Here is a 19224-nt window from a genome sequence, read left to right on the forward strand (position 1 = left end):
TCCCCACGCATCGTCCTGTCATTATCAGAGAGGATGCGCGGGGATGCCACCATAATTAACCGATTTTTAACACTTACAGAATACCGTTGACGCTTTCGGCCAGCGACGTGGTCGGGCGACCAATCAGCTTGCTCAGCGTGTGGCTGTCATCGAACAGACCGCCTTTGGATGCCCCGATGTCTGAATCGGCCAGCATCTCCGCCAGTCCTGCTGGCAAACCGACACTTTTCAGCGCGGCGGCGAAATCGGCTTCGCTCATGTTCTGATAAACGACAGGTTTGCCACTCTGTTTACTCAGTTCTGCGGCCAGCTGGCTTAGTGTCCAGGATTCATCACCCGCCAGTTCATACACCTTCCCGGCATGGCCTTCGGTGCTGATGACCTGTGCGGCGGCAGTGGCGTAATCCGCACGCGTTGCACTGGCAATTCTGCCCTCGCCCGCCGCGCCGATAAATACGCCATGCTCCAGCGCAGCAGGGGCGCTGGCGAGATAGTTTTCGGTATACCAGCCGTTACGCAACAGCGCGTAGGCAATACCGGAGTCAGCCAGCATCTTCTCGGTATCGACGTGTTCAACGTGCAAAGCGAGGGGAGAGCGGTCGGCATGCAACAGGCTGGTGTAGGCGATAAATTTCACTTTCGCCGCCTTTGCCGCATTAATCACGTTACGGTGCTGAACGGCACGCTGGCCGACTTCGCTGGAGGAGATCAACAGCAGCTTGTCGACACCCTGCAGCGCCTGGGTGAATGCCGCTTCGTCACTGTAATCCGCCTGGCGTACGGTGATTCCCTGTTGGCTTAACGCCGTGGCCTTCGCCGGGTTACGCACTATCGCCACAATCTGACTGGCAGGAATGGTTTTCAGCAGGTTCTCAATTACGTGTTGGCCCAGTTGGCCCGTCGCGCCGGTAATAGCAATCATGGGGTGACTCCTTAATGTGTCGCTTGTGTTTTATAAAGCTAGCACCTAAACTTACTTTTAGTAAGTACGTACAAAAAGGTAAGTATAAAGATGAGTGCACAGACACTTTCTCAACAACTGCGTGACGGCAATTTGTTTGCCGAGCAGTGTCCGTCGCGTGAGGTGTTAAAGCATGTGACCAGTCGCTGGGGCGTCTTGATCCTGGTGGCGCTACGTGACGGCACACATCGCTTCAGCGATTTGCGGCGTAAAATGGGCGGCGTGAGCGAGAAGATGCTGGCGCAGTCGTTGCAGGCGCTGGAGCAGGATGGGTTTATCACCCGGGTTTCGTATCCGGTGGTGCCACCGCACGTAGAATACAGTTTGACCCCGCTGGGCGAGCAGGTCAGTGATAAAGTCGCCGCGCTGGCTGACTGGATTGAGCTGAATCTGCCACAGGTGTTAGCACAACGGGAAGAACGGGCGGCGTAAAACCTTGCCGGATGGCGGGTGCCACCCGGCATTAACGTTACTTGCTTAAATCCATCTGATAAATTGCGAAGCCGATCTCATCGGTCGCCACTTTTTGCATCGGGTACTGGCCTTCCTCTTTGATAAACGCGGCGGCTTTGTCTCCCGGCGAGGTTTCGAAGCGGATATCCAGTTTCTTCTCGCTGTGAATCGGCGCCAGACGCCAGTTGTTATCAGCGGCCGGATGAATTTCCCCGGCGCGTTGAGATTCCGCGCCAATCCATGCCGCCAGCACCGAGCGATTCTCATCCGGTGACGCAAAGGCAATATGGTTGTCGCCGGTTCCGGCAAACTTACCGCCATAGGCGCGATAGTTATTGGTAGCGACCAGGAAAGTGGCATTTGGGTCAATCGGCTTGCCGTTGAAGGTCAGATTTTTAATCCTTTCTGCGGACGGATTTACCGTCTGGCATTCACCGTCATAGCGTGCGGGCTGTGAGACATCAATCTGGTATTCCACGCCGTCGATCACATCGAAGTTATAGGTACGAAACCCATCCCAGTTGATGAGCGACTGCGGTTTGCTGCTGGTGATATCAATCTGATTAAACTGTCCGGCTGAGCACTCCAGCCACTCTTTCACCTCTTTACCACTGGCTTTAACGACCACCAGGGTATTCGGGTACAGGTAAAGGTCAGCGGCATTGCGGAAGGTCAACGGGCCTTTTTCGACTTCGACAAAACTGGCCGGATCGTTCTTGCGTCCGCCAACTTTAAACGGAGCGGCGGCGGAAAGCACCGGCAGTTTCGCCAGATCCGGATCGCCCTGAATGAAATGTTCGACATAGGCTTTCTGTGCGTTATTGACCACCTGAACGGTCGGATCGTCCTGCACCAGCGCCAGATAGCTGTACATGTTATCTGCGGATTTGCCGATCGGCTGGCTGACAAATTCGCGCGTCGCGTCGTGGTCGGCTTTCAGAATCTCCGCCAGTTTGCTGTCTTCGGCAGCGAGTGATTTCTTCGCAGCGGTGTCGTAAATGGGGCGCGCTTCGGCTTTGGCCTGCGTTACCTGCCATTTGCCGCTGTCGTTATTGAGCACCAGATCCACCACGCCCAGATGATCGCCCCACATGCCTGGCATCACCGCCGGCACGCCGTTCAGCGTCCCTTTTGCGATATCCGCGCCTTTGATGTTGGCAAAGTCTTTACCGGGGAAGACCGCGTGGGCATGACCAAACATAATGGCATCCACGCCGGGCACTTCACTGAGATAATAAACCGAGTTCTCGGCCATGCTCTGGTACGGGTCAGCAGAGAGTCCTGAATGCGCGATCACCACCACCACATCGGCCCCTTTTTCACGCATTTCTGGGACATAGCGACGTGCAGTTTCGGTAATGTCGTTAACCGTCACTTTGCCGCTCAGGTTCGCTTTATCCCAGGTCATGATCTGCGGAGGGACAAACCCGATATAGCCGATTTTCAGCGTCTGCTTATGGCCTTCCTGATCGACGACATCCGTCTCTTTAATAAGATAAGGGGTAAACAACGGCTTTTTGGTCTTAACGTCGATGATATTGGCGTTAACGTATGGGAATGACGCGCCTGCCAGCGCTTTTTGCAGATATTCCAGCCCGTAGTTGAACTCATGGTTACCGAGGTTACCAACCGCGTAATCCAGTGTATTCAGCGCTTTGTAGACCGGATGGATCTCGCCTTTTTTCAGTCCCTTTGCCGCCATATAATCGCCCAGCGGACTGCCCTGAATCAGATCGCCATTGTCGACCAGCACGCTGTTTTTGGCTTCATCGCGCGCGGCGTTAATCAGGCTTGCGGTGCGTACCAGTCCGAATTTTTCGGTTGCGGTATCTTTGTAATAATCGAAATCCATCATGTTGCTATGCAAATCAGTGGTTTCCATTATCCGTAGATCAACGGTCGCGGCATTCACGCTGGCCGCGATCAGCGTGGCCAGAAGCGTTGCACTAAACTTAATCATCAGAGGGCATCCTTTTAAGATCTGAAACACAGTAAAAAATGTATTTATATCTTCTTGCTTACAGAACTGTGAAGCATGCATCAGTTTAGCAAGCAAAACCGCAGACACTATCACAGTTGGCGGATTCGCTTTTGATCGGGTATAAGTAAAACAATGAGTTAAGACCACTGCCACAAATGAGGTGGAGAATGTTAGAACACGTATGCCAGCTTGCACGGAACGCGGGCGATGCCATTATGCAGGTTTATGATGGAGTCAAACCGATGGAGATTACCAGCAAGCCGGACGACTCCCCGGTGACAGCGGCCGATATCGCGGCGCACGCGGTGATTCTTGAAGGGTTGACGCAATTGACGCCAGATATTCCAGTGCTCTCCGAAGAGGACCCGCCAGCCTGGGACGTGCGTCGGCACTGGCAGCGCTACTGGTTAGTCGATCCGCTGGATGGCACCAAAGAGTTCATCAAACGCAACGGCGAGTTTACCGTAAATATTGCGCTTATCGAGAAGGGCAAACCGGTACTGGGCGTGGTCTACGCGCCGGTGATGAAAGTGATGTACAGCGCGGCGGACGGCAAAGCCTGGAAAGAAGAGTGCAATGTGCGCAAGCAAATTCAGGTCCGTGACGCGCGTCCGCCGCTGGTGGTGATTAGCCGCTCCCACGCAGACAACGAACTGAAAGAATATTTACAACAGCTGGGCGAGCACCAGACGACGTCGATTGGTTCGTCGCTGAAGTTCTGCCTGGTCGCGGAGGGACAGGCGCAACTGTACCCGCGCTTTGGACCGACCAACGTCTGGGACACCGCTGCGGGCCATGCTGTCGCGGCGGCAGCCGGGGCGCACGTTCACGACTGGCAGGGTAAACCGCTGGACTACACCCCGCGTGAGTCGTTCCTCAACCCCGGCTTTCGGGTCTCTATTTATTGAGTAACTTATGCAGCAGGGTAATCACCTGCTGCACCTCTTCCTGGGTTAGCGCGCCGTCTTTTGCCCACTGTACGCGACCGTCTTTATCAAGCACCGCGATAGCAGAGCTCTCTTCATCCAGTTGCCAGGCTTTACGGGCCACGCCGTTGCTGTCGACAATAAACTGCGACCACGGGTAGAGCTTCTTATTGCTCTCGAGGCTGCTGCGCACAAACATACCGGAGCCAGGAATCGCGTCGTCAGTGTTGACGATCGTCGTGGTCTGGTAAACGTCATGGGGCAGTTTTGCTGCTTTGATCGCTTCAATCAGCGTCGCATTTTTTTCTTTCGCAGAGGTGCGTCCGGCGATGTGCTGAAGGATTCGCACCTTCCCGGGCAACTGTGCGCTGTTCCAGCTTTTATAGCTGAACTTATCATTTTCAAGAATCAATTCGCCGCGATCCGCAATCCCTACCGGCGGGACGCGCTGGCCCGTTTCGAAGCTATGCGCGGAGGCCATCATTGGCGCTAACAGGCACGCCAGCGCGAGAATCTTACGTAAGGTCATGGTGTTTCCTTCTTATTGTTTGCAGGTGATCCGACCACTTAGGTCTGATTTTTAATCATATGTGCGAATGATGCTTTTTCCCGCAAGAGTGATGCCAGTTTGCGGACGGGCGCACAAATCCTGCGAAAAACGAAGGCTTATACTGAGGACCGCACCCTGATTCAGAGATGATTCTGATTAACTGTAATGAAAAGGTAAATAAACTTATACGCGCTGGAAACATCGTACAGATAGTCTATAGTCAAATGGCATTAAATTTTGCGCCTTAGAACGGTTGGACCGATTGTGGGACCACAAGGGCGTGACTTAAGCAGGAGATAACAATGAAAATTTTCCAACGGTACAACCCACTGCAAGTGGCGAAGTACGTGAAGATCCTGTTCCGTGGACGGTTATATATCAAGGACGTTGGCGCTTTTGAGTTTGATAAGGGCAAGATTCTTATCCCAAAAGTGAAGGATAAACAGCATCTGTCTGTGATGTCCGAAGTTAACCGTCAGGTTCTGCGTCTGCAAACTGAGATGGCTTAACCAAAGTGCTATGCAGTAGTTTAAAAAACGGCTCCCATTGGGAGCCGTTGATGTTTCTGGAGCAGGCAGAATAAGCGAATACTACGCTTTAACGTCTCCCTGAACGTCCGGCAGTTTCGGCACCAGTACGCTTGGTTTACTGTCCAGGCGGGTCACCAGCAACTGATCGATACGGTAGTTATCGATATCCACCACTTCGAATTTGTAGCCCGAGAACTTCACGGAATCGGTCCGTTTCGGGATTTTACGCAGCATGAACATCATAAAGCCGCCAATCGTTTCGTAGTTACCTGATTGCGGGAACTCGTCGATATCCAGCACGCGCATCACGTCATCGATCGGCGTACCGCCGTCAATCAGCCAGGAGTTCTCGTCGCGCGCCACAATCTGCTCTTCCAGACCCTGGCCGACCAGATCGCCCATTAGCGTGGTCATCACATCATTCAACGTGATGATCCCCACGACCAGCGCGTATTCGTTCATGATCACCGCAAAGTCTTCACCGGCGGTTTTGAAGCTTTCCAGCGCTTCAGAAAGAGTTAGCGTATCCGGAACAATCAGGGTGTTGCGGATCTGCACGCCGCTGTTCAGCGCCATACTCTGATTCGCCAGAACACGATTCAGTAAATCTTTCGAGTCAACGTAACCAATGATGTGGTCAATATCTTCGTTACAGACAAGGAACTTGGAGTGCGGATGTTCCGCCACTTTGTTTTTCAGGCTCTGCTCGTCTTCATGCAGATCGAACCAGATCACGTTTTCACGCGACGTCATCGATGACGGCACGGTGCGCGATTCCAGCTCGAACACGTTCTCAATCAACTCATGTTCCTGTTTACGCAATACGCCTGCGAGCGCCCCAGCTTCCACCACCGCATAAATATCATCAGACGTGATGTCATCCTTGCGCACCATCGGCAATTTGAAGATGCGAAAGATCACGTTCGCCAACCCGTTGAAGAACCACACCAGCGGCGTGAAAACGAACAGACAGAAGCGCATCGGGTTGATGATACGCAAAGCCACAGCTTCTGGCGCAATCATACCGATGCGTTTCGGGGTTAAGTCCGCGAAGAGGATAAACATACCGGTGACCAGCGAGAAGGAGAGAATAAAGCTCAACTGCTCAGAGAGTTCCGGCGACATATAGCGAGAGAATAACGAGTTAAAAGCGGGGGAAAATGCGGCGTCACCGACGATACCGCCAAGAATGGCGACCGCGTTCAGACCGATTTGCACCACCGTGAAGAACATCCCCGGGTTTTCCTGCATTTTCAACACGCGTTGCGCATTGAGATTGCCTTCATCGGCCAGCAGTTTGAGCTTAATTTTACGTGAGGCAGCAAGTGAGATCTCGGATATCGAGAAGAACGCACTCACAGCGATCAGGCAAAGAATAATGAAAATACTGTTTAACATATCTTATCCGGCGTCACGCCAGATCCTCGGAAGGGAAGTTGATAAATCCATGTGGTAAAACTTAATGAAAACCGGCCCGTGGAGGTGAGCCGGTAAGTTCAGGGGCTAGTATAGCGTAAGGGCGGGGCAGGCCGCTAGCGGTGGGTAAACGTCGATCTCTTTCTGTTGGCAAGTGAGAAAACCATCAGCGATAAATCATATCAAATGTCGCCGTTGCGTTGACGTCTCCGGCCTCGATGGCATCGCTCAGACGAATCAGCCACGCCTGAAAAGGCAAGGTAATCGTCGTTGAATCTGCATTGCTCAGTAAATAAACCTCTTTTCCGAAGGTGACGGGCTGGTAGTTATACATCACTTGTACGCCAACACCGCGAGCGGAGGAACTCTGATTAGGATTATCCAACGCCAACGTCTTTTTTTGACCGTCGGTGGTGGTGCCGTCAAATTTTATGTTCACATTCGTGCCCTGTTCGCAATTAAGAACAATATCAAAGCTTACGGGAGAGGTGGTGTTGCCGGAACGAGGAAGTGATGTGATAGCAATCCCCTGTGATCCTGTTAATGGGACGGTAATATCTTTGGTTTCAATATCACAGCCAACAGATTGCACGAACACCGAGGTTGGATTAAAGGACATTAAATACTGACGGGCAGAGCCAAACACACGTTCAACGCTGTAATTAGTTAAATTCAGGACACCGGTAGTAATTCGTGACCCGGTAGCAATTAATTGAACTTTAAAGTAATTTTGTTGCTTGTAAGCGTAACTCGCCTTAGCTTGCTCAGTCCCATGCGGCCAGGCCATGGGGATTAAATTGGACATATCCTGACCGGCCAGGATTTTTATACCAATGCCAGGATTGTTCGTTTCATAAACATAGGAAGTAGAAATGTCACTTACCGGTGTCTTTGCTGATTGATAGCCTGATTCAACCACTTGATCAGTATAACAATAGATATCCGCCATAGTGGAGGCAGTGATAACGGGGCTTTCCCAAAGAATAGTATCTGCCGGGTTAGTATAATTTAACCTTAATGCAGGTATATTGATTTGCTGTAAAACGGTACTTGTACCGTTCCTCAGGGTACAATCTGCCCATGCTGAGCAGGATAAAGATATTGCACAGACACTAAAGAAAATACGCAGTATCCAGGTCAGTATAAAACGTGAAATCATAATTAATCCGTAAAGTAGTAACGCTAAATCATATCGAATGTCGCCGTTGCGTTGACATCTACGGTCTTAATAGCGCGGTTAAGCCTATTAAACAGGTCTGACAGGACAAGGTCACTTGTGTTGTTATGTGAGTTAATAAATCATATTGTCCAATGAAATAAACAGGTTGGATATTGGATGGAATTTGAATACCGCCCCCTTGAGCAGAGGAGGGTATATCAACATTATCTAACTGAAGCATAGTGTTTTTTCCATTTATCGTCGTACTATTAAATTTTATGCTGGTACGGATCATTTTCAGACAGGTAACATTAATATCGGACGCGTACCGGTGTTGTGGTATCTCCATGAGGAGAAAGAGACGTTATCACGGCAGCACGGACTCATTCTTTATTTCGCATCTTGTCACCTGGCAATATTAATGGCATTCCAGCGAGAGGCGCATTACGGTCGCTTCGCTGTCAGCACTTTCGGATAATGAGGGGACGTGCGTCTCACAAGTATGATCACTGCCATTTCCCCATAGGGCCACCAGTTTCATCCCTTTGGAGACACCGGTGATATAAACCTGACCGTGATCGTCGACGAGGCTGGTTGGGTTCTCTTCCTCTTGCGGGGTTGAGACCAGAGCGCCAAAGGGAACAGTACTATTACCGTGCAGCAATGTAAAAAGCACACGTGCTCCGCTGCGCACTTTATAATCCGCGAGAGCCACTGCACCACGAGTCGGTACGACAGTTTTTACCGGATCGCTAATATCACTATTTCTACTGCCACTGGTATTCAGCGATATAGTGTTTTGCCGATAGGGATTACTGTAAGGAACTACGGCATAACCACGTTTATCCGTATAAATACCTGATGCGCCGCTGACGTTAATATTTGCGGCACCGGGTGCGCGAACTAATGTCATGGTTTCCGGTAAGGTTTGCGCTAAGGTTACACCAAAAGGATGAGCGATTATGCCGCCCTGTGCACTGTAATTCACGCGCTGACTATTATTATCATAACTGTAACCACCGCTCAGTGTACCGGATGAGCCGCGATAAGCGGCATTCATGCTGCCGCTTGTTGCGTTGTTCTGCTCTGAGTATGACTGTTGTATATTGTAAGTTAAGTTATTGTCTTTCAGCGCAATGCCATTAATACCAAGCTGGTGTCCCGCATTGCCTTGCTGTGAAGAGTTAAGTGCATAAGTCGCCCAGGTTTGCGGCAACCATTTATCCAATGGAATACCAATGGTTAATAAATATTGCGTATCCGTTTGGCTGGTGGGCATCTGCGTTTGTGACGCGTTAAATGAGTACGAAACATTATTGAGCATCACGTTATAGCCTAACGTGAAATTACGCTCAGACTTATTCAGTTTCCAGTAATCCTGCTGATAAGCCGACAGATATAAGCTACCCCATTCTCCCAATGCTTGACTGATGTTGATTTGTGCACGGCTCCGGCGGTTATAGAGATCTCTGTAGGAGTACATATCATCGGCTATATCCGCTGAGTCTCGATGGTTAAGTGTTTCCGCAAAAGTGTAAAAATTTGCAGAAGAATAGCGATAACTGGCGATAGTCAGGTTAGTGTTAGTCGCATCTATGTTTTTCGCATACTGAAGACGGTATGACATACCGGTTTCATTTTGATCATCATTAAGCTGGCTTTTGGCCTGAGTGGCATCAAAAGAAATTGAGCCCACAGCGTGCAAATCCATACCAATACCCAGAGCAGCAGACTGATATATATCGGCACCAATCAGCCCACCATAGACAGTCATTCCCCATGGCATACCATAAATAAGCTGAGCCTGGCCGAAATCAGGCGCGTCGGAAACATCATTGCTCTGATATTTGCCGTAGGCCACGCTATAACTATAACTGCCACTACGCAGCATGACCGGTAAGGAGGAAGACGATTGGGTAAAAGTATGTTCGCTGCCGTCAACTTCGGTCACGATAACGTCGAAGTCACTCCCGGATGAAACCTGATTAATATCCCGAATTTCAAACGTGCCAGGAGCGACGTAGGTTTCGTAAATTTTATAGCCATTTTGTTTGATGGTGACTTTAGCATCACTGTGCGCGATACCACGAATCAGCGGCGCAAATCCTTGCTCGCTATAAGGATGCATAGTGGAATCAGAATAGACTCTGACGCCGCGAAACTGAATGCTATCAAAAATGTCCGAAGGTGTGCTGCTGTCCCCGGCTAAAAATTGGCTGCGCAACGTTTTAATATCATGCGTCAACGTTGTTGAAAGCTCGTCCCACTTTTCGCCGGAATAGTTCGATACATTGCGCAGCCGCCATCCGCCAAGATTAGCACCCGAGTTTAAACTTAAAAAATTACTGTTTGTATTTCCGTCGCTACTATTTCGGGCGTACAACTGTGATCCACTATAATAGTAGCCTAACAGGAGGGCAGGTAAGCCATCATCCCATAATTCGGGTGAGACCGCGTCTTTCGCTTCCTGATTTAAGGCTATCTGTGGTACGCGGATATCCAGACGCTGCGTTTTCTCGCTATAGGTATAACTGGCACCGTCTATATATTGCCCAATATTCCCAATGGTGTCTTCGTCCTTCACTTTTTGAAAGCCTGAGAGCACATCAACGTTGACACCGTAACGACGTAAATCTGCTTTGGTGAGAGCAGGAACAAGTCGGTTTCTATCTGTAGAGAGTTTGTAGTTGATTTCTTTTTTCTCTACATAATTAGAATTAAAATAAATAGTTGATAAAAAACTGCCTTCCAGCATTTCGTTATCGGCAATATACTTTTGCAGGATATTGCTGTCGGCGAGTGGCGTATCATGGCTTAAGGCGTTCAGATTAAACTGGTCTTCCGCAACGGCATAAGTGCTCAAGAGCATTACCGCTAAGGCTAATGCAGAATAAGCAAACCTTTCCGAACGATTTTGACTGCTTATATCGCCTCTGGCCATTCTATTCAACCTTATTTTAATACAGATTCTTTACTCGGTGTGGCGCTGCCGTAATCGCTAATAGCGTTCCATTTGATCACTGAATTCGCTTTTAATGCTGCTGGCAGTGAAATATGCCCATACGGTGCCACCATCATTGTCATGGCTGTTAAGGTATCTTTTGGGGCAGTGACAGGTTTGCCATCAACAGTAATAGAGTTAAATGTCACATAAAAAGGGGTTGGGTTGGTTATATTCAGTGCATTACCCTGCCTTGAAAAATTAATTTTTTCGTAGGCGCTAAAAGCCTCGTTATCCTTAAGAGATGTCGGGCGATAAAAAAGCTTAATGCGTGTTCTGGATGCAATCTGCAATTTACTCTGATCGCGCATGTTTTCAGGCGTGCTGGCGATAAATTTAATATTAGCCCAGAATACGGACTCCCTGTCTTTAGGAAGTTCAGCTCCTTTTTTGGCATAAATAAAATGGAAAATAGTTTCCTGGCCTGCTCCAAGCTTCATAAGAGGGGGGGTAGCAATAAAAGGCGCATCACCTTGATCGTCTATATTACTTACCCATGCCTGAACCAGATGATTCGTTGATGTGTTTTTACTTTGAACAGTCAACTGAACCTCATCACTATTGGATGGGTACACAATACGGGTTGCGCCAACCTGCACACCTGAAATCGCTGGCGCGCACGTTAATATAGATGTTAACAAAAAGGAATTACGTATTAATTTTTTCATCATTCACAAATCATAAGGCAAGCCAGAAAGGCATATCATTCAATATGCCTTCTCTACGCTTTTATCATTAAGGATAGGAAATGGTATAGGTTGTATCTGCCGTGAAATCACCACCTTTGATATCCGCTGGCGTGACAGTTGCAACAACTTTAGCCTTATAATTAAACGCCAGGTCACTGGCTTCACCGGCTGGCGTAGTTTGTGCAAAGGCCGCATCCGGCTTGTTGTCAAAAACAACTTTTGTACTAGCTGCACTGCCAGTTCCATACATGACAATACCGACACCCGTGGCATCCGAACCTGTCATTGCTTTCAGCTGATCGCTGGTCGTGGCAGTCGCACCAGAGAACGTCAGGTTGATGGTGGTATCGGCTGGACAGGATTTCAGATTAATCACTACGTCCTGGGTTTGCGGATTTTCAGAGCCGATAGCGGCAAAGGTAGTTGCGACCATAGGCGTGAAAGTCACGTTTACCGTCTTTGAATCTGTTGATACTTCACAGGGCGGATTAATAATTTTCCCCTGGAAATGTACAGTTCCCTGATCATCCGTCAACGCAGCATGCGCATTACCGATGGCAACTGATGATAATACCATTGCTGATATTAATTTTAATTTTCTATTCATAGCCTGGCTCCATAGAATAATATATAAGTGATATCGTGATCGTATGTTATTTCCATATGGTGTATCTATGGGTGGCAATATGGAAAAATCCCATGCTCACTTGAAGTTTTGTAATTAAGTGTTTCTGTTTGAAAATTAAATTATGACATTCTATGTAAACCATTCAAGGAGATTATAATCTAATTTTGGATGAAATTATTATTGCTATATGGTTGGTTTACTTGATTATTACAATTTTGCAGCGAGGTGTTAAAATTTTATATTTGTTATCTACGATGTTGGATGGGCCCATCATACAGACGTTCAAGGGGTAATCGGGCCTGGTGCACGAGGCATGATGGCAACGAATGATTAATTGCAATAGCTAATAAACATATAGTTATTTTTTAGTTATTGCTTTGTAGGGGAAGTGAACAATCTGTTGGTTCAAATGGTATGTAGAGTATTGAAAATAGTTATTAACTATTAGTTTTGTCTATTTGTTTATCTGAAACGCGGCTGGCGATGGCTCATGGAGAGAATGCCATTAATTATCGCTTACGGGACTGATGAAAAAGAAAGGGTCCCTCAGGACCCTGATAATCTCTATTTTGTTCCAGGCGGTAAACAGACGCCAATCCCGCCGATACCGCAGTAGCCGTACGGGTTTTTGTGCAGATACTGCTGATGGTCTTCCTCAGCGTAATAGAACGGCGTCGCGTTGCTGATTTCGGTGGTGATAGGACGGTCGTCGCCCGCTGCGCGCATGGCGGCCTGGAAACGCTCCAGGCTTGCGCGCGCGGCGCTGTCCTGTTCCGGCGTCAGCGGATAGATAGCCGAACGATACTGAGTGCCGTGGTCATTGCCCTGCTGCATGCCCTGTGCCGGATCGTGGTTTTCCCAGAACACCTGCAGCAATTGCTCATAACTGATGACCGCCGGGTCGTACACCACGCGCACCGCTTCGGCGTGGCCCGTTTCACCGGAGCAGACTTCCCGGTAGGTGGGGTTGGGCGTATAGCCACCGGTGTATCCTGCCGCGGTGCTGTAAACGCCAGGCAGTTGCCAGAACAACCGCTCTACGCCCCAGAAACAGCCCATGGCGAAAATGGCGATTTCCATCCCTTCGGGGACATTTGTCATCGAGTGTTCGTTGACGGCATGCAGCGTCGCCACGGGCATCGGGGTATTGCGCCCAGGGAGGGCATCTGACGGTGAAATCAGATGCTTTTTATCAAATAAACTCATGGTGCCGTTCTCCCGAAAATCAGTAATTGGGGTTAAGGTTGTAACAAGACGCGTATTTGCACACAATAACCGTTACGAATACGTCTACAGTAAACATAAGAAATATTTGGGGTGTCGTCTGTTTTTCAACCCCAATTGTTGGGTTTTTGTTAAGCCGTGGAGCGGCGTTATGATTTTTTTCCAGGGGTGGAAATAAGGGATTTCAGGAGAAAAAGTGCCACATATCCGTCAGTTATGTTGGGTGAGCCTGCTGTGTTTGAGTAGTTCTGCTTTTGCCGCGAACGTCCGTCTACAGGTCGAAGGGCTATCAGGAGAACTGGAGAAAAACGTCCGGGCACAACTCTCAACTATCCAGAGTGATGAAGTCACGCCGGATCGGCGTTTTCGCGCGCGTGTGGATGACGCTATCCGCGAAGGGCTGAAGGCGCTCGGTTATTATGAACCGACCATCGATTTCGATCTGCGTCCGCCTCCGGCGAAAGGGCGTCAGGTACTGGTAGCCAAAGTGACACCCGGTGAACCGGTGCGCATTGGCGGAACAGAAGTCATTTTACGCGGCGGCGCGCGTACCGACAGAGATTACCTGGATCTGCTGAAAACGCGTCCGGCAATCGGTACGGTGCTCGATCATGGGGATTATGACAGCTTTAAAAAATCCCTCACCAGCGTGGCGCTACGTAAAGGGTATTTCGACAGCGAATTTAATAAGAGCCAGTTGGGTATTGCGCTTGATCGCCATCAGGCGTTCTGGGATATCGATTACGACAGTGGTGAACGTTATCGCTTTGGTCACGTCTCCTTTGAAGGTTCGCAGATCCGCGAGGAGTATCTGCAAAATCTGGTGCCCTTTAAAGAAGGGGATGCATACGAGTCAAAAGATCTCGGCGAGCTGAACCGTCGACTCTCGGCGACTGGCTGGTTTAATTCCGTGGTTGTGGCGCCCGAATTCGACAAAGCGCGAAAAACCAAAGTACTGCCGCTGAAGGGTGTGGTTTCACCGCGAACGGAAAACACCATTGAGACCGGGGTGGGGTATTCCACTGACGTGGGGCCGCGCGTGAAGACCACGTGGAAAAAACCGTGGATGAACTCCTACGGTCACAGCCTGACGACCAGCGCCAGTATCTCATCGCCTGAACAGCAACTGGATTTCAGCTACAAAATGCCGCTGCTGAAGAACCCGCTGGAGCAGTACTATCTGGTACAGGGCGGCTTTAAGCGTACCGATCTCAACGATACCGAACAGGACTCCACCACGCTTGCGGTTTCCCGCTACTGGGACCTTTCCAGCGGCTGGCAGCGCGCCATTAACCTGCGCTGGAGTCTCGACCACTTTACGCAGGGGCAGGTGACGAACACTACCATGCTGCTCTATCCCGGCGTGATGATCAGCCGAACCCGTTCGCGCGGCGGACTGATGCCCACCTGGGGCGATTCCCAGCGTTACTCTATTGATTATTCCAACACCGCCTGGGGCTCTGATGTCGATTTCTCGGTCTTTCAGGCGCAAAACGTCTGGATCCGTTCCCTGTACGATCGTCATCGCTTCGTGATGCGCGGCAATCTTGGCTGGATCGAAACCGGTGATTTCGACAAAGTGCCACCGGACCTGCGTTTCTTCGCCGGGGGGGACCGCAGTATTCGCGGCTATAAATACAAATCCATTTCTCCGAAGTACAGCAACGGCGATCTGAAAGGGGCCTCGAAGCTGGTGACCGGATCGCTGGAATACCAGTACAACGTGACCGGTAAATGGTGGGGGGCGATGTTTGTCGATAGCGGTGAAGCGGTCAGTGATATCCGCAAAAGCGATTTCAAAACCGGCGCCGGGGTGGGGGTACGCTGGCAGTCTCCGGTTGGGCCAATTAAGCTCGATTTTGCCGTGCCGGTCGGCGACAAAGAGGAGCACGGTTTACAGTTTTACATCGGTCTGGGGCCTGAATTATGAGTTTATGGAAGAAGATAAGCCTCGGCATCCTGATTTTTATCCTGCTGTTGCTGGGAACGGTGGCGTTTCTGGTTGGAACAACAACCGGCCTGCATCTGATCTTCAATGCGGCAAATCGCTGGGTACCGGGGCTGGAAATTGGTCAGGTCACCGGCGGCTGGCGTGATTTGTCGCTGAAAAATATCCGCTTTGACCAGCCTGGTGTGGCGGTTAACGCCGGGGAAGTGCATCTGGCGGTCGGGTTGAATTGCCTGTGGAACAGCAGCCTGTGCGTGAACGATCTGTCGCTCAAAGACATTAATGTGGCGATCGACAGTAAAAAAATGCCGCCTTCTGAGCAGGTAGAGGAAGAAGAGGATAGCGGGCCGCTGAATCTCTCCACGCCGTATCCGATCACGCTTTCTCGCGTGGCGCTCAATAACGTCAATATTAAAATCGATGACACCATCGTGTCGGTGATGGATTTTACCTCCGGCTTGCACTGGCAAGAGAAGGATCTGACCCTGAAACCCACGTCGTTACAGGGATTGCTGATCGCACTGCCGAAAGTGGCGGAGGTGGCTCAGGAAGAAGTGGTCGAGCCGAAGATCCAGAACCCGCAGCCGGATGAAAAACCGCTTGGTGAAACGCTGAAAGATCTGTTTTCGCAGCCGGTTCTGCCGGAGATGACGGACGTTCATCTGCCGCTCAATCTCAATATTGAAGCGTTTAAAGGCGAACAACTGCGTATCACCGGTGATACTGACCTGACGGTGTATAACCTGCTGCTGAAAGTAAGCAGCATCGACGGCAACATGAAGCTCGATGCGCTCGATATCGACTCCAGTCAGGGTACGGTGAATGCCAGCGGTACGGCCCAGTTGACCAATAACTGGCCGGTAGACATCAGCCTGAACAGCACGCTGAACGTCGATCCGCTGAAAGGCGAGAAGGTGAAGCTGAAGGTGGGTGGGGCGCTGCGTGAACAACTGGAAGTGGGTGTTAACCTTTCCGGGCCGGTGGACATGGGTCTGCGTGCCCAGACGCGTCTGGCGGAAGCCGGGCTACCGCTGAATCTGGAGGTGGTCAGTAAGCAGATTTACTGGCCCTTTACCGGCGACAAACAGTTCCAGGCCGACGATATCAAGCTCAAGCTCACCGGCAAGATGACGGACTACACGCTGTCGATGCGTACGGCGGTGAAAGGGCAGGATATCCCGTCGGCGACCATTACCTTTGATGCGAAAGGCAACGAACAGCAAATTAATCTCGATAAACTCAGCGTGGCGGCGCTGGAAGGGAAAACCGAGCTGAAAGCGCTGGTGGACTGGCAACAGGCGATCAGCTGGCGAGGCGAGTTGACGCTGGACGGCATCAACACCGCGAAAGAGATTCCGGACTGGCCGTCGAAGCTCAATGGCCTGATCAAAACCCGGGGCAGCCTGTATGGCGGCACCTGGCAGATGGACGTGCCGGAGCTGAAACTGACCGGGAACGTTAAGCAGAACAAGGTTAACGTCAACGGATCGCTGAAAGGCAACAGCTATTTGCAGTGGACCATTCCGGGCCTGCATCTGGAACTGGGACCAAACAGCGCCGATGTGAAAGGCGAGCTGGGCGTAAAAGATCTCAATCTGGATGCGACTATCGACGCGCCGGGACTGGACAACGCGCTGCCGGGACTCGGTGGTACGGCAAAAGGGTTGGTCAAGGTGCGCGGTACCGTCGACGCTCCGCAACTGCTGGCGGATATCACCGCCCGCGGGCTGCGCTGGCAGGAACTGTCCGTGGCGCAGGTGCGTGTGGAAGGCGATATCAAATCGACGGATCAGATTGCCGGTAACCTCAATGTACGGGTTGAACGTATTTCGCAGCCCGACGTGAACATCAACCTTGTGACCCTGAACGCCAAAGGCAGCGAGAAGCAGCACGAGTTGCAATTACGTGTTCAGGGCGAGCCGGTCTCCGGCCAGCTCGATCTGGCGGGGAGTTTTGATCGTAAAGAAGAGCGCTGGAAAGGCTCGCTGAGCAATACCCGCTTCCAGACGCCGGTCGGGCCATTGACCCTGACTCGCGCCATCGCGCTGGACTATCGTAACAAAGAGCAGAAAATCAGTATCGGGCCGCACTGCTGGGCCAACCCGAATGCTGAACTGTGCGTGCCGCAAACCATCGATGCGGGTGCCAAAGGGCGGGCGGTAGTGAATCTTAACCGCTTTGATCTGGCGATGCTGAAACCGTTTATGCCGGAGGCGACGCAGGCCAGTGGTGTATTTACTGGCAAAGCGGACGTTTCGTGGGACACCACCAAAGAAGGGCTGCCGCAGGGTAATGTTACGCTCTCCGGGCGTAACGTGAAGGTAACGCAGACGGTGAACGATGCGCCGCTGCCGCTGGCGTTCGATACCCTAAACGTGACAGCCGATCTGCGCAACAATCGTGCAGAACTGGGCTGGCTGATCCGCCTGACCAATAATGGTCAGCTTGACGGACAGGTGCAGGTGACCGATCCGCAGGGGCGTCGTAACCTGGGCGGCAACGTCAACATTCGCAACGTGAATCTGGCGATGGTCAACCCGATCTTCGCGCGCGGCGAAAAGGCGGCGGGGATGCTGAGCGCTAATCTGCGTCTGGGCGGCGATGTACAGAGCCCGCAAATGTTTGGGCAACTACAACTAAGCGGGCTGGATATCGACGGCAACTTTATGCCGTTTGATATGCAGCCGAGCCAACTGGCGATGAATTTCAACGGTACCCGCTCGACGCTTGCCGGGGTGATACGAACCCAGCAGGGGCAGATCAACTTAAGCGGCGACGCGGACTGGAGTCAGATCGACAACTGGCGTGCGCGTGTGGCGGCGAAAGGCAGCAGGGTACGTATCACCGTACCGCCGATGGTGCGACTGGATGTTTCTCCGGATGTCGTGTTTGAAGCGACGCCGAGTCTGTTCACTCTCGATGGCCGGGTGGACGTGCCGTGGGCGCGTATTGTGGTTCATGACTTGCCAGAGAGCGCGGTGGGCGTCTCCAGCGATGAAGTGATGCTCAATAACGACCTGCAACCTGAGAAGCCGCAGAGCGCCGGGATCCCGATCAACAGCAATCTGATTGTGCATGTGGGTAACAACGTGCGGATGAATGCGTTTGGTCTGAAAGCCCGTCTGACAGGCGATCTGAACGTGGTGCAGGATAAGCAAGGGCTGGGGCTGAACGGACAGATCAACATTCCGGAAGGCCGTTTCCACGCCTACGGTCAGGATCTGATTGTGCGGAAAGGCGAACTGTTGTTCTCTGGACCGCCGGACCAACCGTTGCTGAATATCGAAGCTATTCGTAACCCGGAAGCCACCGAAGATGACGTGATCGCGGGTGTTCGCGTCACCGGAACGGCAGATGAACCGAAGGCTGAGATCTTCTCTGATCCGGCAATGTCGCAGCAGGAAGCGCTCTCTTATCTGTTGCGCGGCCAGGGTCTGAGCAGCGATCAGAGCGACAGCGCGGCGATGACCTCCATGCTTATTGGCCTGGGGGTTGCACAAAGTGGTCAGGTTGTGGGTAAAATCGGGGAGACATTTGGCGTAAGCAATCTGGCACTGGATACTCAGGGGGTGGGCGACTCCTCCCAGGTGGTCGTCAGCGGATACGTACTGCCAGGTCTGCAGGTGAAATATGGTGTGGGTATATTTGACTCACTGGCGACACTCACGTTACGTTATCGCCTGATGCCTAAGCTATATCTGGAAGCCGTGTCTGGCGTAGATCAGGCACTGGATTTGCTCTATCAGTTTGAGTTTTAG

The 19224-nt window shown here is 51.1% G+C and carries 14 protein-coding genes; 5 read left to right on the plus strand and 9 right to left on the minus strand.

What is annotated here, in order from left to right:
• Nucleotides 1-73: 73 nt before the first annotated feature.
• On the minus strand, nucleotides 74-922 hold the full coding sequence (locus C2U53_RS12800; protein ID WP_104445973.1) for an SDR family oxidoreductase: 849 nt from the start codon (nucleotides 920-922) through the stop codon (nucleotides 74-76).
• Between the two features lie 90 nt (nucleotides 923-1012).
• On the opposite strand from C2U53_RS12800, the gene C2U53_RS12805 reads away from it, so the two are divergent.
• Entirely contained in the window at nucleotides 1013-1393 is a 381-nt protein-coding gene (locus tag C2U53_RS12805; protein WP_104445974.1) for a helix-turn-helix domain-containing protein, read from the plus strand.
• Between the two features lie 37 nt (nucleotides 1394-1430).
• Here the strand turns inward: C2U53_RS12805 and cpdB are convergent, their stop codons facing one another.
• Entirely contained in the window at nucleotides 1431-3374 is a 1944-nt protein-coding gene (gene cpdB / locus C2U53_RS12810; RefSeq protein WP_104445975.1) for a 2',3'-cyclic-nucleotide 2'-phosphodiesterase, read from the minus strand.
• Nucleotides 3375-3562: 188 nt separating this feature from the next.
• Here cpdB and cysQ point away from each other — a divergent pair, with 188 nt between their 5' ends.
• A complete protein-coding gene (gene cysQ, locus C2U53_RS12815; protein WP_042999202.1) occupies nucleotides 3563-4303 on the plus strand; it encodes a 3'(2'),5'-bisphosphate nucleotidase CysQ in 741 nt (246 codons plus the stop codon).
• On the opposite strand, the gene C2U53_RS12820 is transcribed toward cysQ, so the two are convergent.
• Entirely contained in the window at nucleotides 4293-4850 is a 558-nt protein-coding gene (locus C2U53_RS12820; RefSeq protein ID WP_042999203.1) for a YtfJ family protein, read from the minus strand. The genes cysQ and C2U53_RS12820 overlap by 11 nt on opposite strands.
• Nucleotides 4851-5173: 323 nt before the next feature.
• On the opposite strand from C2U53_RS12820, the gene C2U53_RS12830 reads away from it, so the two are divergent.
• Entirely contained in the window at nucleotides 5174-5380 is a 207-nt protein-coding gene (locus C2U53_RS12830) for a DUF1107 domain-containing protein (RefSeq protein WP_004857160.1), read from the plus strand.
• An 81-nt stretch (nucleotides 5381-5461) separates the two neighbouring features.
• Here the strand turns inward: C2U53_RS12830 and C2U53_RS12835 are convergent, their stop codons facing one another.
• The 6 genes from C2U53_RS12835 to msrA all read right to left on the minus strand — a co-directional run bounded on the left by C2U53_RS12835 (nucleotide 5462) and on the right by msrA (nucleotide 13500).
• Nucleotides 5462-6799, minus strand: a complete 1338-nt coding sequence (locus C2U53_RS12835; RefSeq protein ID WP_042999204.1) for a hemolysin family protein — start codon at nucleotides 6797-6799, stop codon at nucleotides 5462-5464.
• 184 nt (nucleotides 6800-6983) lie between these two features.
• The gene (locus C2U53_RS12840) at nucleotides 6984-7976 is read right to left on the minus strand and encodes a fimbrial protein (protein ID WP_082366205.1); all 993 of its coding nucleotides are present in this window, start codon (nucleotides 7974-7976) and stop codon (nucleotides 6984-6986) included.
• Nucleotides 7977-8394: 418 nt separating this feature from the next.
• On the minus strand, nucleotides 8395-10917 hold the full coding sequence (locus tag C2U53_RS12845) for a fimbria/pilus outer membrane usher protein (RefSeq protein ID WP_044257205.1): 2523 nt from the start codon (nucleotides 10915-10917) through the stop codon (nucleotides 8395-8397).
• 11 nt (nucleotides 10918-10928) lie between these two features.
• Nucleotides 10929-11648: a molecular chaperone gene (locus C2U53_RS12850; RefSeq protein ID WP_051642297.1), complete on the minus strand. Its 720-nt coding sequence runs from the start codon at nucleotides 11646-11648 to the stop codon at nucleotides 10929-10931.
• A gap of 64 nt (nucleotides 11649-11712) precedes the next feature.
• Nucleotides 11713-12273 (minus strand): fimbrial protein, encoded by a 561-nt coding sequence (locus tag C2U53_RS12855; protein WP_042999205.1) that lies wholly within the window; start codon nucleotides 12271-12273, stop codon nucleotides 11713-11715.
• Nucleotides 12274-12858: 585 nt separating this feature from the next.
• Entirely contained in the window at nucleotides 12859-13500 is a 642-nt protein-coding gene (gene msrA / locus C2U53_RS12860; protein ID WP_042999206.1) for a peptide-methionine (S)-S-oxide reductase MsrA, read from the minus strand.
• Between the two features lie 214 nt (nucleotides 13501-13714).
• Between msrA and tamA the strand changes: the two genes are divergently transcribed.
• Nucleotides 13715-15448: an autotransporter assembly complex protein TamA gene (tamA, locus tag C2U53_RS12865; protein ID WP_104445976.1), complete on the plus strand. Its 1734-nt coding sequence runs from the start codon at nucleotides 13715-13717 to the stop codon at nucleotides 15446-15448.
• A complete protein-coding gene (gene tamB, locus C2U53_RS12870) occupies nucleotides 15445-19224 on the plus strand; it encodes an autotransporter assembly complex protein TamB (protein WP_104445977.1) in 3780 nt (1259 codons plus the stop codon). Before tamA ends, tamB begins: the two co-directional genes overlap by 4 nt.

This window comes from Citrobacter sp. CFNIH10 (assembly GCF_002934585.1).
In the GTDB taxonomy this organism is placed as follows: domain Bacteria; phylum Pseudomonadota; class Gammaproteobacteria; order Enterobacterales; family Enterobacteriaceae; genus Citrobacter_A; species Citrobacter_A amalonaticus.